At 39.3% G+C, this 24,720-nt stretch carries 23 protein-coding genes and 1 pseudogene; 9 read left to right on the top strand and 15 right to left on the bottom strand.

Features of this window, described 5'->3' with window-relative positions:
• The 5 genes from A9500_RS01850 to A9500_RS01830 form a co-directional block, all read right to left on the bottom strand.
• Positions 1-1,737: an autotransporter assembly complex family protein gene (locus tag A9500_RS01850; protein WP_065243687.1), complete on the bottom strand. Its 1,737-nt coding sequence runs from the start codon at positions 1,735-1,737 to the stop codon at positions 1-3.
• 188 nt (positions 1,738-1,925) lie between these two features.
• Entirely contained in the window at positions 1,926-2,360 is a 435-nt protein-coding gene (dtd, locus tag A9500_RS01845) for a D-aminoacyl-tRNA deacylase (RefSeq protein WP_065243686.1), read from the bottom strand.
• A complete protein-coding gene (locus tag A9500_RS01840; RefSeq protein ID WP_065243685.1) occupies positions 2,357-3,181 on the bottom strand; it encodes a virulence factor BrkB family protein in 825 nt (274 codons plus the stop codon). The genes dtd and A9500_RS01840 overlap by 4 nt, the downstream gene beginning before the upstream one ends.
• A complete protein-coding gene (locus tag A9500_RS01835) occupies positions 3,181-3,654 on the bottom strand; it encodes a YchJ family protein (protein ID WP_065243684.1) in 474 nt (157 codons plus the stop codon). The genes A9500_RS01840 and A9500_RS01835 overlap by 1 nt, the downstream gene beginning before the upstream one ends.
• A 1-nt stretch (position 3,655) precedes the next feature.
• A complete protein-coding gene (locus A9500_RS01830) occupies positions 3,656-4,321 on the bottom strand; it encodes an MOSC domain-containing protein (RefSeq protein WP_065243683.1) in 666 nt (221 codons plus the stop codon).
• 122 nt (positions 4,322-4,443) lie between these two features.
• Here A9500_RS01830 and A9500_RS01825 point away from each other — a divergent pair, with 122 nt between their 5' ends.
• Both A9500_RS01825 and udp read left to right on the top strand, forming a co-directional pair.
• Positions 4,444-5,943 carry a helicase HerA-like C-terminal domain-containing protein gene (locus A9500_RS01825; protein ID WP_065243682.1) on the top strand — a complete coding sequence of 500 codons (1,500 nt, stop codon included), beginning with the start codon at positions 4,444-4,446 and terminating at the stop codon, positions 5,941-5,943.
• A 49-nt stretch (positions 5,944-5,992) separates the two neighbouring features.
• On the top strand, positions 5,993-6,751 hold the full coding sequence (gene udp, locus A9500_RS01820) for a uridine phosphorylase (protein WP_065243681.1): 759 nt from the start codon (positions 5,993-5,995) through the stop codon (positions 6,749-6,751).
• Positions 6,752-6,797: 46 nt separating this feature from the next.
• Here udp and A9500_RS01815 read toward each other — a convergent pair whose 3' ends face one another.
• The 7 genes and pseudogenes from A9500_RS01815 to A9500_RS01785 all read right to left on the bottom strand — a co-directional run bounded on the left by A9500_RS01815 (position 6,798) and on the right by A9500_RS01785 (position 12,017).
• Positions 6,798-7,613 (bottom strand): shikimate 5-dehydrogenase, encoded by an 816-nt coding sequence (locus A9500_RS01815; RefSeq protein ID WP_065243680.1) that lies wholly within the window; start codon positions 7,611-7,613, stop codon positions 6,798-6,800.
• Between the two features lie 9 nt (positions 7,614-7,622).
• Positions 7,623-7,706, bottom strand: a pseudogene (locus A9500_RS10850) (serine O-acetyltransferase); the annotation flags it as partial.
• Positions 7,696-8,286, bottom strand: coding sequence for a hypothetical protein (locus A9500_RS01810; protein WP_065243679.1), 591 nt, complete (start codon positions 8,284-8,286; stop codon positions 7,696-7,698). The pseudogene A9500_RS10850 and the gene A9500_RS01810, both read right to left, overlap by 11 nt.
• 897 nt (positions 8,287-9,183) lie before the next feature.
• The gene (gene cysE, locus A9500_RS01800; protein WP_065243677.1) at positions 9,184-9,981 is read right to left on the bottom strand and encodes a serine O-acetyltransferase; all 798 of its coding nucleotides are present in this window, start codon (positions 9,979-9,981) and stop codon (positions 9,184-9,186) included.
• 9 nt (positions 9,982-9,990) lie between these two features.
• On the bottom strand, positions 9,991-10,998 hold the full coding sequence (gene gpsA / locus A9500_RS01795) for an NAD(P)H-dependent glycerol-3-phosphate dehydrogenase (protein ID WP_065243676.1): 1,008 nt from the start codon (positions 10,996-10,998) through the stop codon (positions 9,991-9,993).
• 53 nt (positions 10,999-11,051) lie between these two features.
• Positions 11,052-11,561 (bottom strand): protein-export chaperone SecB, encoded by a 510-nt coding sequence (secB, locus tag A9500_RS01790; RefSeq protein ID WP_065243675.1) that lies wholly within the window; start codon positions 11,559-11,561, stop codon positions 11,052-11,054.
• Between the two features lie 9 nt (positions 11,562-11,570).
• The gene (locus A9500_RS01785) at positions 11,571-12,017 is read right to left on the bottom strand and encodes a rhodanese-like domain-containing protein (protein WP_065243674.1); all 447 of its coding nucleotides are present in this window, start codon (positions 12,015-12,017) and stop codon (positions 11,571-11,573) included.
• Positions 12,018-12,267: 250 nt separating this feature from the next.
• Between A9500_RS01785 and ansB the strand changes: the two genes are divergently transcribed.
• From ansB to A9500_RS01770, 3 genes are all read left to right on the top strand, one after another.
• Positions 12,268-13,317: an L-asparaginase 2 gene (gene ansB, locus A9500_RS01780; protein WP_065243673.1), complete on the top strand. Its 1,050-nt coding sequence runs from the start codon at positions 12,268-12,270 to the stop codon at positions 13,315-13,317.
• A gap of 155 nt (positions 13,318-13,472) precedes the next feature.
• Positions 13,473-14,774, top strand: a complete 1,302-nt coding sequence (locus A9500_RS01775; protein WP_065243672.1) for an anaerobic C4-dicarboxylate transporter — start codon at positions 13,473-13,475, stop codon at positions 14,772-14,774.
• A gap of 125 nt (positions 14,775-14,899) precedes the next feature.
• Positions 14,900-15,535, top strand: a complete 636-nt coding sequence (locus A9500_RS01770; RefSeq protein WP_049369711.1) for a hypothetical protein — start codon at positions 14,900-14,902, stop codon at positions 15,533-15,535.
• 54 nt (positions 15,536-15,589) lie between these two features.
• Here A9500_RS01770 and A9500_RS01765 read toward each other — a convergent pair whose 3' ends face one another.
• Together A9500_RS01765 and A9500_RS01760 are read right to left on the bottom strand one after the other, a co-directional pair.
• Positions 15,590-17,113: a YfcC family protein gene (locus A9500_RS01765; RefSeq protein WP_065243671.1), complete on the bottom strand. Its 1,524-nt coding sequence runs from the start codon at positions 17,111-17,113 to the stop codon at positions 15,590-15,592.
• Positions 17,114-17,284: 171 nt separating this feature from the next.
• Entirely contained in the window at positions 17,285-18,163 is an 879-nt protein-coding gene (locus A9500_RS01760; protein ID WP_065243670.1) for a DUF535 family protein, read from the bottom strand.
• 235 nt (positions 18,164-18,398) lie between these two features.
• Between A9500_RS01760 and lon the strand changes: the two genes are divergently transcribed.
• From lon to serA, 4 genes are all read left to right on the top strand, one after another.
• Positions 18,399-20,816, top strand: coding sequence for an endopeptidase La (gene lon / locus A9500_RS01755; RefSeq protein ID WP_065243669.1), 2,418 nt, complete (start codon positions 18,399-18,401; stop codon positions 20,814-20,816).
• Between the two features lie 48 nt (positions 20,817-20,864).
• Positions 20,865-22,013 (top strand): radical SAM family heme chaperone HemW, encoded by a 1,149-nt coding sequence (gene hemW, locus A9500_RS01750; RefSeq protein ID WP_065243668.1) that lies wholly within the window; start codon positions 20,865-20,867, stop codon positions 22,011-22,013.
• A 109-nt stretch (positions 22,014-22,122) separates the two neighbouring features.
• Positions 22,123-22,782, top strand: a complete 660-nt coding sequence (gene rpiA, locus A9500_RS01745; protein WP_049364295.1) for a ribose-5-phosphate isomerase RpiA — start codon at positions 22,123-22,125, stop codon at positions 22,780-22,782.
• A 19-nt stretch (positions 22,783-22,801) separates the two neighbouring features.
• Entirely contained in the window at positions 22,802-24,034 is a 1,233-nt protein-coding gene (gene serA, locus A9500_RS01740; RefSeq protein ID WP_065243667.1) for a phosphoglycerate dehydrogenase, read from the top strand.
• Positions 24,035-24,147: 113 nt separating this feature from the next.
• Here serA and hybE read toward each other — a convergent pair whose 3' ends face one another.
• The gene (gene hybE / locus A9500_RS01735; protein WP_065243666.1) at positions 24,148-24,657 is read right to left on the bottom strand and encodes a hydrogenase-2 assembly chaperone; all 510 of its coding nucleotides are present in this window, start codon (positions 24,655-24,657) and stop codon (positions 24,148-24,150) included.
• Between the last annotated feature and the right edge of the window lie 63 nt (positions 24,658-24,720).

Raw genomic sequence — 24,720 nt, 5'->3', positions numbered from 1 at the left:
CTAAATTTCAGCCCCTAAGCCAATGTAAAATTGAATATTTTTGCTGTTATCTTTATCTCGAATTGGCGTCGCAATATCAAACTTGATGGCGCCAACTGGCGATGCCCAACGTACACCGAAACCTGCGCCGTAGCGTAACTCATTCGCTTTGTAAGCATCTGTGGCTAAACCTGTATCCGCAAATACGGCTCCCCACCAATTTGGGTAAACTTGATATTGATATTCAAGGCTACCTGTTACTAAGCGAGAGCCCCCGACTAATTTCCCCTCTTTATTTTTCGGTGAAATTTTCTTATAGCCATAACCTCGCACGCTACGATCGCCCCCTGCAAAGAAACGTAATGCAGGTGGAATTTTACGAATATCCGCGGTATTTAAATAACCAATTTTTGCACGGGTAATAAAACGGTGATTTTCTGCATAAGTACGAATCCATGCGGTGGAAGCTTGAATTTTAAAGAAATTGGCTTCTGACATCCAAAGCTTATTCCCTAAATCAACCGTGATTTTTTGGGTATCTCCCCATGTTGGGAATTGACCGCCTTTTAAACGAGTCCGGCTAAAACCTCCGGTTGGATAAACAAGGAGCGTTTTATCGGTGAAATCAGCTTGCGTGAAGCTGTCGTAACGGACACGAAGACCCGCAAAATATTGCCAACCTTCTTTATTATTCCAATAACGTAATGCAGCAAAAGTGAGCGTTTTGGTATCCGTATCATTTTTATTTTCTTTTTCATAACCGGTTGAAAATTCATAATAATAATTTAATGGATTTTTCAACAATGGTATTTTATAGGTCGCTTCAAAGTTTTGTTTTGGTGCAGAGACGTAAAGATTTGTACGGAAACTATGGCCTCGGCTATTAATCCAAGGTTTTGTCCAACCAATTTGGACATGAGGGCCCGTATCGGTTGCAAAACCGACCCCGAGCTCCATTAAGTTTTTCTTACGTGGATAAAGTAACAGTTCGATATCCACTAATTTTTCTTCTTCGCGGACATGAGGCTGTAAAAGCACTGAGCTAAACCAGTTGGTAGAAGAAAAATCGTTAGTTAATTCAGATAAATCGCTGACTAAATAAGGATCGCCCGATTTAATGTTGAGCATATTTTGCAAATAGTCTTCGCGAATTTGGGAATGGTTGAATGTGATGTTGCCGTAATGATAACGCACGCCACTATCAAACAGCATACGCCACCATGCTTCATGGGTTTCAGGGCTGATTTCTAAGCGAGAAATTTGGAATTTTCCGTCAAGATAACCACGAGCAAGGGCAAGGTTTGAAATGCTGCTTTTATAGTCATCGTATTTTTGATGCTCAACTAACTCACCTTGTTTTGGCAAGTTTTTACGGAGTGCTTTGAAGTTTTCGTCTTCTGCCGCTTCGCCTATAATTTCAACGTCTGTTCCCGCAATTTTACTTGGTTCACCGGGTTTTACATTAGCAATGAGTAAGTCTCGTTGACCTTTGCGTTTTTTCAATTCAAAGGTGACTGAAGAACCATAATAACCGAAGACTCGAAGGCCTTTATCGACAGCATCTGAAACTAATTGTTTATACCGATCTGAGCCGTCCATCTCACCTTTATCAATGAGTTTGACATTCATATCAGTATTGCGAATGGCACGTTCACCCTTGATACCGCGTATCTCAATATCTACGGTTTGTTCTGCAAGGGCTGAAAAACTCATTCCTCCAAGCAAAAGAGCGGTTGTTTTTAACAAAATTTTTTTCATTTTATTACAAGCTAAACTTTAAGAAGATCCACATCAAACCGCCTTAGTTTACCCATAAAATAAGGGGATTACCAATGCAATTATGGATGGGATTTGAAATTGTTATATGCATTTGAGCGTTAATACGACAATGCGATCAAAGAAAGAGTTTCCTTTGCTTTGAAAAAAATAGCAATTTTTGTATTTATTCAGACATTTAACCAAAATGTAACTGGGCCATCATTGGTGAGGCTCACTTGCATATCAGCCGCAAATTGTCCGTTGGCAACAGTGACTTTTTCTGCACATTTTTGCGAAAAATAGCCATACAATTCGTTAGCTAATGCAGGTGCCGCACCTTTTGAGAAACTTGGTCGTAAGCCTTTTTGCGTGTCAGCGGCTAAAGTAAATTGGGATACCACAAGCACTTCACCACCGATTTGCTGCACGTTTAAATTCATTTTGTCATTTTCATCGCTGAAAATACGGTAATTTAATACTTTCTCGGCAAGCTTATCCGCCTTGGCTCGGTCATCTTCTTTTTCCACGCCTAATAAAACCAATAATCCCTTGCCGATTTGCCCCACAATTTGACCTTCAACTTCTACTTTAGCCTGTGTCACACGCTGAATTAATGCGATCATTTTACTTCCTCTAAATTTGTTTGATTCATCGACTGCACTTCTGCAAGCACTGCAGCTAATTGTGCGCCGAATAACACCACTGTCCAGCTGATTTGAATCCACAATAACATAATGGGTAGTGTTGCCATGGCACCGTAAATTAATTGGTAAGACGGGAATGTCGTAATGTACCAAGCAAAGGCCTGTTTCCCTAAGGTAAAGAAAATCGCGGCAATTAATGCGCCTGCTGCAGAGTGTTTGATGCTCACTTTCTTATTTGGCACGACCATATAAATGAGCGTGAAGATAAACCAAGTAGAAAGAAATGGTACAAAGCTGAGGAGTTTTAAGCCAAAAGAGAGCGTTTCCGATTGCTCGAACATGGCTTTGACATAGGAACTTGCGGCAATGCTGGTACCGATTAAAAGTGGACCGAGCGTTAAAATGAGCCAATAAATAGCAAATGACGTAAAGATCGGGCGATTACTGGTATCTTGCCAAATGCCATTAAGTGTACGGTCAATAGAGTTAATCAGCATCAACGCCACTAAAATTAAACTCACAATCCCCACGGCGCTCATTTGCTTGGAATTATGGACGAATTCATCAATATATTGCCCCACAACATCGCTTGCGGAAGGGGCGAAATTGGTGAAGATGAATTCTTTCAATGCCCCGGTTACTTCGTTAAAGACAGGAAAGGCGGAGAAAATCGAAAACACCACCATAATTAATGGCACGATGGCAAGCATGGTACTGTAGGTGAGTGAACCGGCAGCTTGCGTTAATTTGTTTTTTTGAGAACGCTGCCAAAATAATGCAAGAAAAGACGTTAAGGTCATTAGAGCAAGCCTCCGCAACAATGTTTAAATTTCTTCCCTGAACCACAAACACAAGGTTGTTTATTACTTGGGAGTGGCACAGTGGGGTCAACAAAATACCAACGGCTATCGATTTTTACAAAAATAGAGTGTTCGTGATGCACTTGTGGCTGTTCGCTACCTTGAAAATGCGCCTTAAATTCAACCGCACTTTGTGTTTTGGTTAAGGTTTCTGTTTTGACAATATCTAAACCGAGCCATTGTGTTTCATCAGCCCAATCTTGCAAGGCTTTTTGATCTAATAACGCTTGTTGGCTTGGTACCGTGGTTTGCACAATATAGGGGATATTTTTGAGCACAAACGCTGAATAGCGGGAACGCATAAGTTGTTCCGCTGTTTCTGGAAACATATTGCCTGAATGAAAGCGTCCGCAACAATCTTCGTAAGAAAGAGAAGATTGGCACGGACAAAGTGCGGTCGTTTTAGCCGACATTTTAGGCCGCCTGCTGTAAATTACGTAATTGTGAGTTAACAGAACGTTTAAACGCTGGCGCTAATTCCTTGATGGCTAAGGCTTCTTCTAATTCTGCAACACTTGAAGGAGCAGAAAGTAGCGTGTTTAAACGACGAATTGTCCATTCTGGATAAGGACGATGTTGCAAGATGAGTTCATCGCCTTGATGAATTTCACCTTCTTCGATCACGCGAACATACCAACCTGTCCAGCCTGACTGACGAATTACCTCTCTTGTATTCTCATTCTTGGTATTATGAGATAAACGCTCGCAAGGTTTACGTGGCTGAGACACTTCTAAAAGGGTAGAACCAATTTTGTAACGATCACCTATGCAGACATTATCTTCATGTAAGCCAGATACCACGAAGTTTTCACCATAAATCGCGCTACCGTGAAAATCAAACTTTTCACCAAGTAGCTCGTTTAAAGCAGGGAAAGACACATCAGACATGAAAAACAAGGCTTTATCTACGCCACCATGATGCGCTTTTAAACCGACATCATTGCCTTCTGCGCCAAGCGCATGCACTTTCACCATGGATACTGGTTTTTTACGAATCGCGCTTTCATATGAGCTACCATCAGGGAACGTTAAGGTTTCTATCAATCCTGTTTTAATAATAAGAATTTTTGCGTTTGACATCTATTTTTCCTGCTTTGAGTTAGTTTTGAGAAATTATACCGTAAAATCACTTAAATTTTGACCGCACTTCGTTTTTTCCTTATTATTCGTTTAAATAAAACCAACAAAACAAAGGAATCTTTATGCAATATTCTCTCGCGCGTACCGAACAAGGTCAAACCCTTGGTATTACCGCAAAAATGGCAAACCGTCACGGTCTGATCGCTGGAGCGACAGGGACGGGGAAAACCGTGACATTACGTAAAATGGCAGAGGCGTTCAGTGATGATGGTGTGCCGGTTTTTTTAGTCGATGTAAAAGGCGATTTGTCTGGTTTAGTCAAAGCGGGCACCTTCAGTGGCAAAGTGGCGGAACGCATTGAGCAATTTGATTTAGGTGGAGAGAGTTATTTAAATGGCTATCCTGTGTCATTTTGGGATGTATTCGGTGAAACAGGCATCCCACTTCGCACCACGATTTCTGAAATGGGACCATTATTACTTTCCCGTTTATTAAATTTAAATGCAACCCAAGAAGGCTTATTAAACCTTGTATTCCGTGTGGCAGATGATAAAGGCTTGCTACTCATCGATTTAAAAGACTTGCGTGCCATGCTTAAATTCGTGGCAGAGAATGCGAAATTGTTCCAAGTAGAATATGGCAACGTATCAGCTGCGAGTGTGGGCGCGATTCAACGTGCTTTACTGACTCTTGAAAATGAAGGGGCAACACATCTTTTTGGTGAGCCAGCATTAAATCTTGAAGATTGGTTACAAACCCGTGATGGTCGTGGCGTGATCAATGTTTTAAATTCTGAAAAATTAATCAATTCGCCGAAAATGTATAGTGCATTCTTGCTTTGGTTGATGTCTGAATTATTTGAACAATTACCGGAAGTCGGCGATCCAGATAAACCAAAATTTGTGATGTTCTTCGATGAAGCGCATTTACTCTTTGATGGTGCACCAAGTGTGTTGGTGGATAAAGTGGAACAAGTGGTTCGCTTGATTCGTTCTAAAGGTGTGGGGATTTATTTTGTGACCCAAAACCCATTAGATTTACCGGATACCGTGTTAGGCCAATTAGGTAACCGCGTGCAACATGCGTTACGTGCCTTTACGCCACGCGATCAAAAAGCAGTGAAATCCGCGGCAGAAACGTTCCGTTCAAATCCAGCTGTCAATGTGGTTGAAACCATTTCAACCTTAGGTGTGGGTCAAGCATTGATTTCATTCTTAGATGAAAAAGGTATGCCAGCGCCAGTTGAAGTGGCGTATGTTTATCCGCCGAAAAGCCAACTTGCGCCGATTACTGAAGAAGAGCGAGCTGCTTGGGTGAAAGACGATGAGCTTTATGCCTTCTATAAAGATTATGTGGATAATGAGTCGGCTTTCGAAGTGTTAAATGCGCAAGCGGATTTAGCAGCAGTACAACAAAAACAAGCCGAGCAAGCGCAGCAAGAGGAAGAAAGCGGTTTATTTGGTAGCTTAAGTCGTATGATTTTTGGAACACAAAAACGCGGGGATAAACTTTCCCCAACAGAACAAATTGTGAATAGTGTGGCAAAATCAGTGGGTCGCAATATTCGTAATGAAGTGACCAAACAAATCATGCGTGGTATCTTAGGCGCATTGAAAAAATAACGAAAATTTGACCGCACTTTGCGGCAAGAATGATAAAAAGGAGATTATTATGTCTGATGTATTTCACTTAAACCTGACTAAAGCACAACTGAAAGGTGCAACATTAGCTATCGTGCCAGGGGATCCAGCACGTAGCGAACGTATTGCTAAGAAGCTTGATAATCCCGAGTTTCTTGCAAGTACCCGTGAATACACTTCTTGGTTGGGCTATTTGAATGGTCAACCGGTGGTGGTGTGTTCAACCGGTATTGGTGGCCCTTCTACGTCTATCTGTGTGGAAGAGCTGGCTCAGCTTGGCGTGCGTACATTCTTACGTATTGGTACAACAGGTGCAATTCAACCACACATTAATGTGGGGGATGTGCTTGTTACAACGGGTGCCGTTCGTCTTGATGGTGCAAGCCGTCATTTTGCCCCAATTGAATATCCAGCGGTAGCAAATTTTGAATGTACCACGGCACTTTTCAATGCGGCTAAAGAAAAAGGCATTGAGCCATTTGTAGGAATTACAGCTTCTTCAGATACGTTCTATCCAGGTCAAGAACGTTATGATACTTACAGCGGTAAAGTATATCGTGATTACCAAGGCTTGTTAAAACAATGGCAAGATCTCAATGTAATGAACTATGAGATGGAATCAGCGACGTTATTCACCATGTGTAACGCTCTTGGCTTACGAGCTGGTATGGTGGCAGGTGTGATTGTGAACCGTACACAACAAGAAATTCCAAATGAAGCCACCATGAAAGATACGGAAGAAAAAGCAGTATCTGTGGTGGTGGAAGCAGCAAGAAAATTGTTAGCGTAAAACTCAGATAAAAAGAACCGCACTTTTTAAAAGTGCGGTTCTTTTTTTAACTATTTTTTCGAGCAAAAGCGGCGGCTTCTGCGACTAATTGGTTATCAGGTTGAACCCCAGTGTAGAGCTCAAATTGTTCGACAGCTTGTAGCACAATCACTTCTGTACCAGAAATCGTTTGTTTACCTTGTTTTTGAGCAAATTGGATAAACGGTGTTTCAGCAGGAATTGCCACCACATCAAAAGCGGTTTGAGCTTGTTGAATAAGATTTTCAGGAAAGGCGAGATCAAATTCTTCTTTTCCACCTTTCATCCCAATTGGCGTAACGTTGACTAAAATGTCTGCCGATTGATTATCTAAAGATGGGATATATTCATAGTTATAAAGTGCGGCTAAATTTTTACCTGTTTTTTCATTTCGAGCAAAAATCTTCAGATGCTCAAATCCACTGTTTTTAAAGGCGGCGACGACCGCTTTAGCCATACCGCCACTGCCTCGTACAATCACACGACTCTTTTTATCTAATTGATATTCTTTGATAAGTTTAACAATGGCAATGTAGTCTGTGTTGTAAGCGCGAAGAAAACCTCGATCATTCACAATGGTATTCACAGACTGAATGGCTTGCGCAGAAGGCGAGATTTCATCTAAAAATGGCATGCAGCTTTCTTTAAAAGGCATCGAAACGGCACAACCTCGAATACCAAGTGCACGAATGCCCTTGACAGCGCTTTCAATATCTGTGGTGGTAAAGGCTTTATAGATAAAATTAAGCCCGAGTTTTTGATACAGATAGTTATGGAATGTTGTACCAAAATTGCCCGGTCTGCCAGAAAGGGACATGCAAAGTTGGGTATCTTTGTTAATCATATTTTGGTCTTAAATATTCAAATTTAAATCATCATCAATAAAATATTGATTCATTTCAAAAGCTGGTTTTGCCGCTTTGTCTTTAATTAAAAGGAGATTGGTAATGATATCTTAAAAAAGTTATAGGGTGTAATATTACACTAAATAGAAAAGTAAGAGCGAAAAGCGTTCCGATGCAAAATACACAATTTAAGAACAATAAACATACAACATTATCGGTAATAAATAATGTATTAGTTTCTACAGCTTGAAGATCCCAGCTATCGATGTATGTCAAAAATATAAATGTTGCTACAAGAAGCAGTAATGATATGATGAAGACGAGTTTTCTCTGTATGGTTTTTATTATACTTTTCTCTATTGTAATACCAGAATCAATCATTTCACGCTCAGATAAATAAGTAAGCTTTGAAGTCAATACAGTATAAATAGCAAACAAAGGGGCTATTATCATTGATAAATTTGAAATTACTTCAGATTGAAAGGAGTATATATGAGAGTATACTCCATTCCCTTTTATTAAATACGTATCAATGAATACTTCAAAATCAGTTATTGGAATATTATTAAAAAAAATGACTATGAGAACAAACAATACTGATATAAAAACACTACCATATACTAAAAAATCCTCATTTATCAAAAATTTTGGATATTTTTTATCTCCGTTCATATAGATCCCATCTTATTAAGTTTTTCAAGATAATCTGCTATACTTAAATTACCGTTATTAACACGCATAGCAAAACTAGACATATTATTTCCCTCAATAAATTGCTAAAAACGGTTAAACTTAGTTTGATGCTACATTTTTATATGTTAATTGTCTAACAATTCATCATTTAAAGTCAAAATGAAAGTTTTTAAAATTCATTACAATAATTTTAAGTATTTGTAAGTATATTAATCTTTTAAATATTCAAATTTATATCATCATCGATAAGATATTGGTTTATTTCAATTTGGTCGGTATATATGATACTTTAATGAAGATACTGGGTGACGTATTACGCTAAACAGCACAAAAAGTGTAAAGAATGTCCCTGTATAAATTATATAAGTTAAGGATAGCAACCATATTACATTATCCCTAACAAATAATGTATTAGTTTTAGATTCTTCAAGATCCCAATTATATATGTATGTTAAAAACACACACATCGTTACAAGAAGCAGTGCTGATATAATAAAGCAAAATTTCATTAATATAGTTTTTTTTACACTTTTCTCTATTACCCTTCCACTATTAATAATTTCATTTTCCGACGAGTAAGTGAGCTTCAAAGTTAATGCTAGATAAATAGCAAACAGTGGAGCAATAATCATCGACAAATTTGAGATTATTTCAGATTGAAAGGAGTATATATGAGAATATACTCCTCTTCCCTTGACTAGATATTTATCGATAAATATTTCAAAGTTAGTTATTGGAACATCGTTAAAAAAAATAACTACAGATATAAATAACAGCAAAACAAATATGAAACTATACGTGAAAAAAAACTCATTCATCGAAAGTTGTGGATACTTTTTTTCCTCTATCATATGTTTGCCTTTCTTATAAATATTTTTAAATATTCAAATTTAAATCATCATCAATAAAATATTGATTCATTTCAAAAGCGGGTTTTGCCGCTTTGTCTTTGCCGACAATACGAGCAGGTACACCTGCTGCAGTGGCGTATTCAGGCACAGGTTGAAGTACAACAGAATTGGCGCCGATTTTGGCGTATTTTCCCACTTCGATATTGCCGAGAATTTTTGCGCCCGCCCCAATCATTACGCCTTCTCGTACTTTTGGATGGCGATCGCCGGATTCTTTACCTGTACCACCGAGGGTAACACCTTGCAAGATAGACACATCATTTTCAATTACTGAGGTTTCGCCGACGACAATACCAGTAGCATGGTCAAACATAATGCCGTGCCCAATTTTGGCGGCAGGGTGAATATCTACATCGAAAGCCACTGAAATTTGATTTTGTAAATAAAGCGCGAGTGCTTTTCGATTTTGGTTCCACAAATAATGGGTAATGCGATAGCTTTGAATGGCGTGAAAACCTTTTAAATAAAGCAATGGTGTGGACCACAATTCCACAGCGGGATCGCGGTGGCGCACAGCTTTAATATCACAAGCAGCACAATCAATGATATTGGGCTCCGCTTGATAGACTTCTTCAATAATTTCACGCAGCGAAATTGCGGGCATGATAGGGTTAGCCAGTTTATTCGCAAGCAAATAACTCAAGGCACTGCCAAGATTTTGATGTTTTAAAATAGTGGAATGGAAAAAGCTTGCGAGCATTGGTTCGCATTCTGCTAATTCTTTTGCCTCTTGGCGAATGTGTTGCCATACTTCTAACGTCATTTTTTCTCCTTATTCGCCTTTTCGTTCACGACCCAATAAGCTCAGTGCCACTTCTTGTGCACTTTTACCACAAAAGAGCATTTGGTAAATTTGTTCTGTAATTGGCATTTCCACGCCTTGTCGTTGTGCTAATAAATAGGTTTCTTTGGTGTTATAAAAACCTTCTACCACTTGACCAATTTCATCCATGGCTTGTTGACTATCAGTTCCTTTACCAAGCATTAAACCAAATCGGCGGTTACGGGATTGGTTATCGGTACAAGTGAGCACTAAATCACCCAAACCAGACATGCCCATAAAGGTTTTCGTATTGGCTCCCATGGATACACCTAAGCGAGTAATTTCCGCAATCCCACGGGTAATTAATGCCGTTCTCGCATTGGCACCAAATCCCATACCATCCGAAATACCCGCACCAATTGCAATCACGTTTTTAATGGCGCCACCTAATTGAACGCCAATCATATCTTGGTTTACATATACTCGGAAATGCTGACTGCAATGAATGCGAGCTTGAAATTCTAAGGCAAACTTTTCATTACAAGAGGCAAGGGTAATCGCTGTTGGCAAACCTTGAGCCAATTCTTTCGCAAAAGTAGGACCTGAAAGCACCGCCGTCGGAATTGCTTTACCTAAGGTTTCTTCTACTACTTCTTGCAGTAATCGGCCGGTGTTACGTTCTAATCCTTTGGTTGCCCAAATTAAGCGATGATCAGGTTTTAAGTGCGGTCGAATTTTTAAGAGGATTTCGCCGAAAGCATGACTTGGTACCACAATTAAAATATCTTTCGATTGCTCAAGGGCTGTTTTTAAATCTAATTCTAAATGCAAACTTTCTGGAAATTCAATATCTGGCAGAAAACGGCGATTTTGACGTTCCTGTTGCATTTGATGAATGTGATCGGGATTGTGCCCCCAAAGATAGGTTGGAGAACCATTGCGAGAAAATGAGATAGCGAGTGCTGTTCCATAAGAACCGCAACCAAGAATGGTAATTGGAGATTGGGATGGGTTCATTTCAATCACCTTTAAAATAAAAGGGCAGACGGTATCGCCTGCCCTTATCACAATTAATGTTGGGTTTCTTTATTTTCTTCTGCTTCGGCTGCTGCTTGCTGCTTATTCATGTAATCAATGAACAATGCATCGAAGTTTACCGGAGAAAGGTTTAATGCCGGGAATGTACCACGATTTACTAAGTTAGAAATCAATTCACGTGCATAAGGGAAAAGCATATTTGGGCATTGAGATGTTAAGCAGTGCGCCATTTGAACATCTTCTAAACCGCTAATCGTAAATACGCCAGCTTGTTTTACTTCACAAATAAACGCCATATCACCAGAATCTTCCATGGTGGTTTCTACGTTGATGTTTAAAGTCACCTCGTATAAATCTTCACCCACTTGAACGGCTTCAGTGCTTAAATCGAAACCGAGTTTTGGTTTCCATTCTTGATGGAGAATATGAGGAAGATTTGGTGCTTCAAAAGAAACATCTTTTACATAAATACGTTGAATTTGAAGTACGGCTTCTTGTTGCTCTTCAGTAGCTACTTCAGGTTGTTGATTTTGTTCAGACATAGAGGATCCTTACTTATGTTTTTTTACTAATGGTAAATTTGCACCCGCCCAAGCAGCTAAACCGTCTTTTAATACATAGACTTTTTCAAAGCCTTGTTTAGTTAAAAGTTCTGCAGAGGTGGTAGAAGAAACAACGTTAACATCCACAATGATAACCGGTCTTTCTTTGTGATGTTCGATTTTGCCTGCATTGTGATTTTTGATTTCAGTTGGAAGCAAGTTCACGCTGCCTATAATATGACCGCGTTGGAATTCATCGATAGGGCGTAAATCAATCACCACGGCTTCTTCATCGTTCATTAAGCGAACGGCTTCAGGGTTGGTGATCACGCGATATTTTTGTGTCGCACTTTTAAAAAAGGTGAAAAGTGTCATAAAAAGGACAGCAAACCATGCGATCGTTAAAAAAGTGTGTTTTTGAGCAAATTCAATTGCTTGAGGCATAAATTCTTGCATGTTGTTCTCAACTTAATTTTTGATAATGAATAAGAGTTTATCTTCACATGAAATAAAGGCTTAAGTATAACCGCACTTTGGTTATCTTTCAAAAAAATTCTGAAGGAAACGTGGGGTTGGCGAAAGCTTATACAATCAAATGGGGAAAAACATGATCGGGATCATAAATCTATTATCTTAGTGTTTATTCTACATCTAATTAAGTAGAGAATAGCCAAGTTTAGATTATTTAACGTAAAAGGAGACAAGTATGAAATTAAAAAAATTAACAGCACTCATGATGCTGGGATTAGGTGTTTCGGTCGCACAAGCCGCGGAATTACCGAATATTACGATTTTAGCAACAGGTGGCACCATTGCTGGAAGCGGTGAAACCGCAGTTTCTTCTGCTTATAAAGCAGGGCAACTCAATGTTGAAGCGTTAATTGATGCCGTGCCTGAAATTAAGCAATTAGCCAATGTGAAAGGTGAACAAATTGTGAAAATTGGTTCACAAGATATGAGCGATGATGTGTGGTTAAAATTAGCGAAAGCAATTAATGCACAATGTAAAGATACTGATGGTTTTGTGATTACTCATGGTACCGATACCATGGAAGAAACCGCTTATTTCTTAGATCTTACTGCGAAATGTGAAAAACCAATTGTATTAGTAGGTGCAATGCGTCCAGCGACAGAAAAAAGTGCGGATGGTCCATTAAACCTTTATAACGCCGTCGTGGTGGCAACGGATAAAAAATCATCTGGTCGTGGTGTGTTAGTGGCGATGAATGGTGAAGTACTAGGTGCGCGTGATGTGACTAAAATGAGTACCACTGCAGTACAAACATTCCATTCACCAAACTATGGTACCTTGGGTTATATCCATAACAGTAAAGTGGATTACGAACGTTCACCTGAAAGTAAACATACTGTGAACACACCATTTAACGTAGATAAATTAGACAGCTTGCCGAAAGTAGGCATAGTTTATGCTTATTCTAATGCACCAATTGAGCCGTTAAATTCATTATTGGATGCAGGCTATCAAGGTATTGTTTCAGCGGGTGTAGGTAACGGTAACGTGAATGCGGCACACTTAGAACGTTTAGAAAAAGCCGCGAAAGATGGCGTTGTTGTAGTACGTTCATCTCGTGTACCAACGGGTCACACCACGCGTGATGCTGAAGTGGATGATTCTAAATATGGTTTTGTGGCTTCAGGCACATTGAATCCGCAAAAAGCACGTGTGTTATTGCAATTAGCCTTAACACAAACAAAAGATCCAAAAGTGATTCAACAATACTTTGAGGATTTCTAAGAAAGCCATTGAAAATGCGGTCAGAATTTGAATCAAATTTTAACCGCACTTTCGGATAAAATAGGCTAATCCAAGTAATAAATATAGATAATGCACTAGTTTGTTGTTAATATATGTTCTGGAATTATTTTAAAAATTAATATGGAGAAAATATTATGATTTGGGCTCAACTTTTAGTCGTCCTACTCTTTATTTACCTAGGGGCTAGATTAGGCGGTATTGGTATCGGTTTCATGGGTGGTATGGGTGTTGTGGCACTTTCACTGCTTGGCTTAAAACCGGGTGCCATTCCGTTTGATGTAATTTCAGTTATCATGTCTGTAATCATGGCAATTGCTGCAATGCAAGTTGCGGGTGGTATGGATTTCTTAGTAAAAGTAGCTGAAAAAATTCTACGTAAAAATCCAAAATACATTACCTTCCTTGCGCCAACGGTAACTTACTTTATGACTGTACTTGCAGGTACTGGTCACACAGCATTCTCAACACTTCCAGTGATTGCTGAAGTAGCAAAAGAACAAGGTATTCGTCCTTCACGTCCACTTTCTATTGCGGTTATCGCTTCACAAATTGCGATTACAGCTTCTCCAATTTCTGCTGCGGTGGTATTCCTTTCTGCTGAATTAGAGAAAAACTTTGGTTTAAGTTACTTACAATTATTAGGTATTTGGATCCCAACTACTTACGCAGCATGTATGATTACTGCAGTGATTTGTAACTTCCTTGGTAAAGATTTGAAAGATGATGAAGTTTACCAAGATCGTCTAGCAAAAGGTTTAATTACTATGCGTGGTGAAATGCAAATTGAGATCAAACCTTATGCAAAACGTTCTGTTGCAATTTTCCTTATCGCGATTTTAGTGGTCATGCTTTATGCCACTGCAATCAGTAAAACAGTTGGTTTAATTCAAAACCCAATTCTTTCTCGTGATAACGCCATTATCTCTTTCATGCTTGCAACTGCAGCCATTATCACTATGGCATGTAAAGTGGATACCGCAAAAATTACTAATGCAGCAACCTTTAAATCTGGTATGTCAGCGGTAATTTGTGTGCTTGGTGTAGCATGGTTAGGTAATACTTTCGTTGAAGGCCATATCGATCAAATTAAAGCGGTATCAGCTGAGTTCTTACAACAATACCCTTGGAGTTTAGCGGTAATCTTGTTCTTCGCAAGTACCTTACTTTACTCACAAGCTGCAACTGCAAAAGCATTATACCCAACTGCAATTTTATTAGGTGTTTCTCCGGAAGCAGCGATTGCAGCATTTGCCGCAGTATCTGCATTATTCATTCTTCCTACTTACCCAACCTTAATTGCAGCAGTAGAAATGGATGATACTGGTTCAACTCGTATCGGTAAATATGTATTCAACCACCCATTCTTAGTGCCGGGTGTGATTGCAATCAGCTTATCTGTATTATTCGGTTTCTTAATGGCAGGTGCAGTTTTATAATCCCCCATTAAGCTAACATAAATGAAAACCATCTTGTCTGCAGATAAGATGGTTTTTTTAATGGGGAACTTCTTCTCGCTGTGATACTCTAAAGGGCAACCTATTTTTATATATAAGGAAAACCAATGAAGTTATTTAAAATCCTTTTTGCTGCATTAATTGCTTATGTGCCAACAGCATGGTCTGCGGTGGATTATAATATTAAATACAGTTCCAATTATTTAATGCCGGCGTATGTGCATTTTAAAGCTGATGGTTCACAGTATTCAGTCAATGCAAAAATTAATATTCCGTTGTACAACATTGTGTTTACTTCTCGTGGTTCGCAAACTGCGAGTCAATTTAAAATGGTGAATTATCAAGATGTGCGTAATGGTAAGCCTTATGCCATTTCTAAAATTTCACCAACAACCATTGAATACGGTAAAGTGAAAAATGGGTTAGAAACTGAACCGCTAACATTACCGACTTTTGACTTATTCACCATGGCATTTCAGTTGAGCTATTACGATAAATTGCCAACCAGTTTCCAAATTACAAACGGTAAAAAACTTTACCCAATGGAAAATGTGAATGTGAAGAAAGTGGAAAAACAAATCCAATATAACAAGCAAACTGTCACTGAAATCACTTATTCATTTAAAACAGGTAATAAGGATATTATGGTGAAGAAATTCTCAGGTGAACAATTTCCACGTTATATCAAATACACCAGAGATGGTGATGATTATGAGTTAGAGTTTGATGAGTTTGTCAAATAACATAAGATGATAAAAAGAAGCCACGCTAGATTGCGTGGCTTTTTATTTTATTGCTTAGTGTGAATACATAAATACTTGAACGAGAAGAAGTATCGATGAGATAACAAATTGACAGCCCACGATTGGCATGACAAATTTCAGCCATTTATTGAATGGAATACCAAGCATTTGTAGCGTGACAAGGACCAATCCTGTTGGCGCAAGGAATAACATAATATATTGTCCCCAGTTGTAAGCCGATACGACGATATCTCTTGGAATGCCAACAGTATCAGCCAGTGGTGCCATAATTGGCATAGCGAGTACGGCAAGACCTGAAGATGAAGGAACAACCAATCCTAAGAATATGAAGACAATGAGCTGACCAATAATAAAGACGCCGCCATTCATTCCACCAACAAGATGAGTCATATAATCGAGGATAGTGTCGGAAATCATTCCTTGCTCTAGAATGATATTAACTGCTCGAGCGAGTCCGATAATCAATGCGACGCCGACTAATTCAGAAGCACCATGAGTAAACCCATTTATAACATCTTTTTCAGGCAATCCACTGATAAACATAATAATGATAGTAATGGCTAGGAAGGATGCTGCCATTTGAGGGAACCACCAACCACCAAACATCACCCCCCATACCATGAGAGGAAAGGCGCCACTAAATAGAATCAGGATCAGTTTTCTTCTAAAGGTAAATTCAACGGTTGCATTAGGATCAATATCTTTCATATAGAGATCATAGAAGGCTTGGCGATCGTCATAGGTATAAGAAAATTCAGGATTGGCACGCAGTTTTTTACAGTACCAATACATATAGGCTATTACACAGGTTCCACCAAGAATAAGTCCCAGTGTGCGAAATCCCATCCCTTCAGTGAATGGAATCCCTGCCGCGTTTGAGGCAATAACAACGGAGAATGGATTGATTGTAGAGAAGGCTGTACCCATTGATGCGGCAAGGAATATGGCACCAACACAGACAATAGAATCATAACCTAAGGCTAAAAAGACAGGAACAAGAATTGGGTAGAAGGCCACGGCTTCTTCTTCAATACCACAAGCCGTACCGCCTAGCAGCATTAATACGCAGACAGCAAAGACAACAGAGAATTCATTTCCTTTTGTTTTTTTGGTGAGAGACATTAATCCGGCATTGAATGCTCCTGTTTTGTTTATCACACCAATCATTCCACCGAGTATGAAGATAAAAATCATAATATCCGCGACTTCAATGGTGCCATCCACCATGGCGTGAATCATATCGGTAATGCCTTTTTCATGTTGTTCAATGCGTTGATAGGTATCGGGGATAGCAATCGGCTTTTTGATAATGCTGTTGGTGAAATTAGAAAGTTGAATTTTGATATTGAGTTGATTAAGGGTTTGTTCTGTTGCTGGATAGCTTTGATCGGGAATTCCGTGGGTTTTGACAATAAAATGATTTTCGGTGGTGTCGTAGGAAAGTTTAGAGTAGGACCCTGAGGGAATAAGCCAAGTAAGACCAATAGCAATAAGAAGAATAATAAAGAGAATGCTAAATGCGGAAGGGAATTTCATCTTTTTCTTTGATGCTTCCATTATGGAGAACTCCTTGTGTTCGGATTAATCAATAAGCCGAGCGCGTATTCTACACAAAATGAGCAAAAAAGCAAAGCGTGATTTTTGAAAGGATGCAATAATACCAGGGTGAGCAATCGTTTACCTGAACCAAGCTTTGTTTTGAGTAAGCCTGGCTTAAGTCCATTTTATTTAGGAAAATTGAGTAATTTTTTCACTTAAATCATCCAACATTTCATAACGTTTTCGGTACATGGAACGTTTTTTACTGGCGATTTCTTCCAGTGGTTTGCGGACGCTTTCAAGCGGTAATTGCCAATATTGACCTTTTAATTGACCTTGGTTTTCCTGCCAAAATTCATCGTAATTGAATAGGATTTTACTGCGCGCAGATAAACGGTATTTACCTTGTGAAGTGTGAGGGATGCCGATTAACTCACATTGCCATTTTTCAGCTAACAAGCGGAAAACATTCATCAACATAAACATTGGGCGAACACCGTGTAATTCTTTTGTAGCTTGTTTTACAGCTTCTTGCGCCTCTTCATAAGAAGGGCCTTGAATAGAGGCAATAAGTAGCTTATTTGGCTTTAAGAAGGTGAAAGAAGCATCATAAATGCTACGCCCATTATTATCTTTTAAGTTAATGGAAAAATAACCTTCGAAAGGGTCAATCTGGTTGATATTGAAATAAATACCAAGCTGTTCTGTTAATTGTGCTAATAACAGGGATTTTTCTTGGAGTAGTTTTTTACAAAATTCTACGCCCATTTTTTCTTCAAGCATTAGCAGATTATTGGTAATGGCATTGAGTCGATCGGTTGCAGAAAAACGTTTGTCACAATAGGTCGCGAGCAATGCATTAAAACGATATGGATTTTGTTGAAAAAGTGGAATCCAGGTTTGATGAGTATTTAAGAAATCAACCAATGCATCACATTGTTTTTTAAATAAAAATTTGCGTCCGTAATAACGGGCTTTATCCCTTAATTGTTTTTTTAATGGATGATTACAAGAATCGGGGAGTAATTCTTGAAAGGTCGCGAAAGTAATAGTTTGTTTTGCTGTCATAGTGGATAAAGTGCGGTTATTTTTTCAAACGTTTTTTATTGGGTAAAATCATGCTGATTTTTGACCGCACTTATTGTACCTGTATTCCATGGTTTTTCCAATTAACCATCAATAAAGGTGGTTCTTTACTTGCCTATTTTTCTATTTCTCCTTAATATGCCAAATCCTACCTTGAATTTATGCAACTCATCCCCATATTCAATGAAATTATAAAATTGATGTAAGAGAGATAATTATGAACGCCAAAAGAACTCAACAACGTACACTTCCTGTATTGCCATTACGGGATGTTGTCGTTTTCCCTTATATGGTGATGCCACTTTTTGTTGGGCGCGCAAAATCGATTAGTGCCCTTGATGAAGCCATGAATGAGGGCAAACAATTATTATTGGTGTCACAAAAGCAAGCGGATTTAGAAGAGCCTACCGTTGATGATGTATTCGATGTCGGGACGATTGCGAATATTATTCAATTATTAAAATTGCCAGACGGCACAGTAAAAGTGTTGGTGGAAGGGCAGCAACGCGCGAAAATTAATCAATTAAATGATGGTGAAGACCATTTTTCTGCGGAAGTTACACCGATTGAAACCACGTTTGGTGATGAAAAAGAATTAGATGTGGTGAAGGCAGCCGTTTTAAATGAATTTGAAAGCTATCTTCAACTTAATAAAAAAATCCCTGCAGACGTTTTAGGGGCATTACAACGCATTGATGATGCCGATCGTTTAGCAGATACCATGGCGGCGCATATTCCAGTGACTGTTCGCCATAAACAAAGCGTGTTAGAACTGGCAGACGTGCAAGAGCGTTTAGAATACTTGCTCGGCATGATGGAATCTGAAGCGGATATTCTTCAAGTTGAAAAACGTATTCGTGGCCGTGTAAAAAAACAAATGGAGAAAAGCCAACGTAACTATTATCTTAGCGAACAAATCAAAGCGATTCGCAAAGAAATGGACGAAGGTGAAAGCGAAGATACCATTGATGAAGTTGAACAACTTCGTCAAAAGGTTGAAGCGGCAGGTATGCCGGCAGATGTGCGCGAAAAAGTAGAGAGTGAGTTACAAAAACTCAAAATGATGTCAGCGATGTCTGCTGAAGCAACGGTGGTGCGTAGCTATGTTGAGTGGATGCTTCAAGTGCCATGGCATAAACGTACTAAAGTGAAGAAAGATATCGCAAAAGCACAACAGGTTTTAGATGCGGATCACTACGGTTTAGAACGTGTGAAAGAACGCATTTTAGAATACCTTGCGGTGCAAGCACGTTTAAACAAAATCAAAGGTCCAATCCTTTGCTTAGTCGGGCCACCAGGGGTAGGTAAAACCTCACTAGGTCAATCTATTGCGAATGCCACAGGTCGTAAATATGTGCGTATGGCATTAGGTGGAGTACGTGATGAAGCAGAAATCCGTGGTCACCGTAAAACTTATATTGGTGCATTACCGGGTAAATTGATTCAAAAAATGGCAAAAGTTGGCGTGAAAAACCCACTCTTCTTGCTTGATGAAATCGATAAAATGTCTTCGGATATGCGTGGTGATCCAGCATCAGCCTTGTTAGAAGTGCTTGATCCTGAACAAAATACCACCTTTAACGATCATTATCTTGAAGTAGACTACGATTTATCTGACGTGATGTTTGTGGCAACCTCAAATTCCATGAATATTCCAGGTCCATTGCTAGATCGTATGGAAGTGATTCGTCTTTCTGGTTATACCGAAGATGAAAAACTGAATATTGCGATGCAACATTTGTTACAAAAACAAATTGAACGCAATGGATTGAAAAAAGGCGAATTAACCATCGAAGAAAACGCCATTTTAGATATTATCCGTTATTACACCCGTGAAGCTGGTGTGCGTGGATTAGAGCGTGAAATCTCTAAAATCTGTCGTAAAGCGGTGAAGAATTTATTGGTCAATCCAAAAGTGAAATCCATTACCGTTAATTCAGATAACTTGCATGACTATCTTGGTGTGAAACGTTTTGAATTCGGTAAAGCGGATACGCAAAACCGTGTAGGCGAAGTAACAGGCCTTGCATGGACAGAAGTGGGCGGTGACTTACTGACCATTGAAACCGCTTCAGTAGTAGGTAAAGGCAAATTGACCTTCACCGGTTCATTGGGCGATGTGATGAAAGAATCTATCCAAGCTGCGATGACTGTAGTCCGTGCACGTGCGGAAAAATTGGGTATCAATTCTGAATTCCATGAAAAACGTGATATTCATATTCACGTGCCAGATGGTGCTACACCAAAAGATGGTCCAAGTGCAGGTATCGCAATGTGTACCGCATTAGTTTCTTGCTTAACGGGTAACCCAGTGCGTGCCGATGTCGCAATGACGGGTGAAATCAGCCTACGCGGTAAAGTATTACCAATTGGCGGATTGAAAGAAAAATTACTTGCGGCACATCGTGGTGGCATTAAAACTGTATTGATTCCAAAAGATAACGTGAAAGATTTGGAAGAAATTCCAGATAACGTGAAAGAAAATCTTGCGATTCATGCGGTGGAAACCATTGATGAAGTGTTAGGTTTAGCGTTAGAGAATCCACCGGAAGGCATTGAATTCGTGAAAGTGGAAACGAAAGCGAAAACACCACGCCGTAAAGCTGCGACTAAAACAGCAAGAGCGGTCAATTAATGACTCATTTTTAGGGCTTGTGAAAACAAGCCCTTTTGACTTTTAATTATGCAAAAATTTCCCCCTCTTTCCCTTTATGTGCATATTCCTTGGTGTGTGCAGAAATGCCCTTATTGTGATTTCAATTCGCATGCACAGAAAGGCGCAATTCCTGAACAAGAATATGTGCAACATCTGATCGCTGATCTTGAGGCAGACTTAGAGAAATACCAGGCTAGTATTCAAAATCGTCCACTTCATTCAATTTTTATTGGTGGTGGTACGCCGAGTTTATTTTCAGCGGAAAGTATCAAGTTGTTATTGGCAGAAATTCAACGTCGTATTCCTTTTTCAGAGAATATTGAAATTACCATGGAGGCTAATCCAGGCACCGTGGAGGCGGAGCGTTTTAAAGGTTATGTGGATGCTGGCGTAACACGTATTTCCATGGGCATTCAAAGTTTCAATGACGATAAATTACAACGTTTAGGGCGCATTCATAATGCGGCGGAGGCTAAAAGTGCGGTCAGTTTGGCGAAAGTTTCAGGCTTGAAAAGTTTCAATCTAGATTTAATGCACGGCTTACCAAACCAAACGCTTGAGGAGGCTCTAGATGATTTGCGACAAGCCATTGAGCTTGCTCCACCACACCTTTCTTGGTATCAACTCACCATTGAACCCAATACCATGTTTGCTTATCGTCCGCCTACATTGCCGGATGATGATGCGCTGTGGGATATTTTTGAGCAAGGCCATCAACTTTTAACTGAAGCAGGTTATCAACAATATGAAACATCCGCTTATGCGAAACCGGGCTTTCAGTGTCAGCACAATCTGAATTATTGGCGATTCGGGGATTATTTGGCGATAGGCTGTGGCGCACATGGAAAACTGACTTTTCCTGATGGCGATATTTTACGTTTTTCTAAAACGAAGCATCCAAAAGGCTATTTGCGTGGTGAATACCTTTATGAAGAAAAAAACGTGGAAAAAAATGACCGCGCTTTTGAATTCTTCATGAATCGCTTCCGCTTATTGGAAGCGGTGCCAAAACAAGAGTTTGAGCATTACACGGGGCTTTCGCAAAGTGCGGTCAAAAATCAAATTGATTTGGCCATTCAACAGAATTATATCGTCGAAACACTGGATTCTTGGCAAGTCACCGAACACGGGAAATTGTTCTTGAACGAGCTGTTAGCGCTTTTTTTAGATGAATAAAATTTTTTCATCATCACGAATAAATTTTTACACTTGTTTATTTAATAGTGTCGTATTAAAGTAAGGCAAACGTTTACGTTGTTATCCTCGATTTAAAAGGGAGAGAAAAATGGACCAATTAGAAATGAAAAAATTAGCGGCACGTGCGGCGTTAAAATATGTTAAGCCCGATACCATTGTTGGCGTGGGAAGTGGTTCAACAGTGAATTGTTTTATTGAAGCCTTAGGTGAATTAAAAGATCAAATTCAAGGCGCGGTAGCAGCATCTAAAGCCTCAGAAGAATTATTACGTAAACAGGGCATTGAAGTATTTAGTGCTAACGATGTATCAAGTTTAGATATTTATGTGGATGGCGCAGATGAAATCAATCCACAAAAAATGATGATCAAAGGCGGCGGTGCGGCACTGACTCGCGAAAAAATTGTGGCCGCTTTAGCGAAAAAATTTATTTGTATCGTGGATTCTAGTAAACAAGTGGATGTGTTAGGCAGCACGTTCCCATTACCAGTAGAAGTAATTCCAATGGCACGTTCACAAGTCGGTCGTAAATTAGTCTCTCTTGGTGGCGCACCTGAATATCGTGAAGGCGTGGTGACTGATAACGGCAACGTGATTTTAGATGTACATAACTTCGCTATTTTAAATCCAGTGGAAATGGAAAAAGAATTGAATAATGTCGCAGGTGTAGTAACAAATGGTATTTTTGCCTTACGTGGGGCGGATATTGTGATTGTCGGTACACCAGACGGCGCAAAAATTATTGATTAATAAAAATAAGGAAGCAAACATGACAAACAAAGTCTCACTCGACAAATCAAAAATTAAATTTGTGCTATTAGAAGGCGTGCACCAAAGTGCATTAGATACCTTGCATGCAGCGGGCTACACCAATATCGACTTTTACAAAAAAGCTTTAGATGGTGATGAGCTAAAAGAAGCGATTAAAGATGCGCATTTTATCGGCTTACGTTCGCGTACCCAATTAACTGCTGAAATGATTGAAGCTGCACCAAAGCTGATTGCTATTGGCTGTTTCTGTATCGGTACCAACCAAGTGGATCTTAATGCAGCAAAAATGCGTGGGATTCCAGTATTTAATGCGCCATTCTCCAATACCCGTTCTGTGGCTGAATTAGTGTTGGGTGAGATTTTGCTCTTAATGCGCAATATTCCTCAAGCGAATGCCGATGTGCATCGTGGTTTATGGAATAAATCGGCAGTGGGTTCTCATGAAGTGCGCGGCAAAAAATTAGGTATCGTGGGTTACGGCCATATCGGTTCGCAATTAAGTATTATTGCGGAATCTCTAGGGATGGAAGTATATTTCTACGATATTGAAAATAAATTGCCATTGGGTAATGCAAAACAATTACACACACTTGAAGAGTTGTTAGGTTCTTGCGATGTGATTTCGCTTCATGTACCAGATTTACCTTCAACTCGTAATTTAATGAGTGCTGAACGTATTGCGCAATTAAAACAAGATTCTATTTTGCTCAATGCAGCACGTGGTACGGTAGTGGATATTGATGCTTTAGCAGCTGCGCTTGAACAAGGTAAAGTTCGTGGTGCAGCGGTTGACGTATTCCCTGTTGAGCCTGCATCAATCAATGAAGAGTTTGTTTCACCACTACGTAAATTTGATAATGTGATCTTAACCCCGCATATCGGTGGTTCAACCGCGGAAGCGCAAGAAAACATTGGTTTTGAAGTAGCGGGTAAATTTGTGAAATATTCAGATAACGGTTCAACCCTTTCTTCCGTGAATTTCCCTGAAGTATCCTTGCCAGAACACGTTGGTACAAAACGTTTACTTCATATTCACGAAAACCGTCCTGGTGTACTAAACAAATTGAACCAAATTTTTGTTGAAGCTAATCTCAATATTGCGGCACAATTTTTACAAACCGATCCGAAAATTGGTTATGTGGTCGTTGATATCGAAACAGATGATGCATCACCATTGTTAGCCAAACTCCGTGAGATTGAAGGCACAATTAAAGCACGTGTATTGTATTAATGTGAAAAATTAAGTAAAAACTGACCGCACTTTGTGTGGGATGGAAAGCAAAATGGGCAAAGTAAGTTAGTTTACTTTGCCCATTTTTATTAACAACGGTTTGTAGCGTACATTTATTTCATCATCGCCTTAAATAGATTACGGCGGTCAGAATTAAATGTCGGTTGTGCGGTTGGGATGGATAAAACCATACGCAAACAATCTTGTGTAAGTTGAACCGCTTGTTCGTTAGTTAGATTCGGGTCGAGTGGTGAATGTAAGGAACAACTTAAATATTGCGGTACATTTTCAACGCTACTGACGGTGAAAGTGAGCGCCTTATAAGGAAGTTGTACGGTGAGTTTATCACCTAATTCACGCGGTTCCCATTGTTGTTGAGGGCCAGGTAGAATCACCACACTCATCATCCATGGCGTTAATACTGTGCCGATCCATTGGTCTTCAAATAAAACAAATTTAGGGCAGAAACACTCGATGCCTTTATGAAAGAAAGGAAGATCTTGCATTTCAGGTACAATATTTTGCATTTCGGCAAGGAAAATCTCCGTTGGGTTTTCTTCAAAGCCAGTAACAGAGGTTAAAAGTGCGGTAGAGTTTTCAGGTATTTTTTCGTGTCGATACATGGTTTATTTTTCAATATTAATAAGATTAAAGCATAGCAGGTGCAATCTTAAAGAAAGTTCCCC

Origin of the sequence: Haemophilus sp. CCUG 60358 (assembly GCF_001679485.1) — a bacterium.
In the GTDB taxonomy this organism is placed as follows: Bacteria; Pseudomonadota; Gammaproteobacteria; order Enterobacterales; family Pasteurellaceae; genus Haemophilus_D.
The sequence above is the reverse complement of the archived record's forward strand: the minus strand, read 5'-3'. Positions and strand labels throughout refer to the sequence as shown.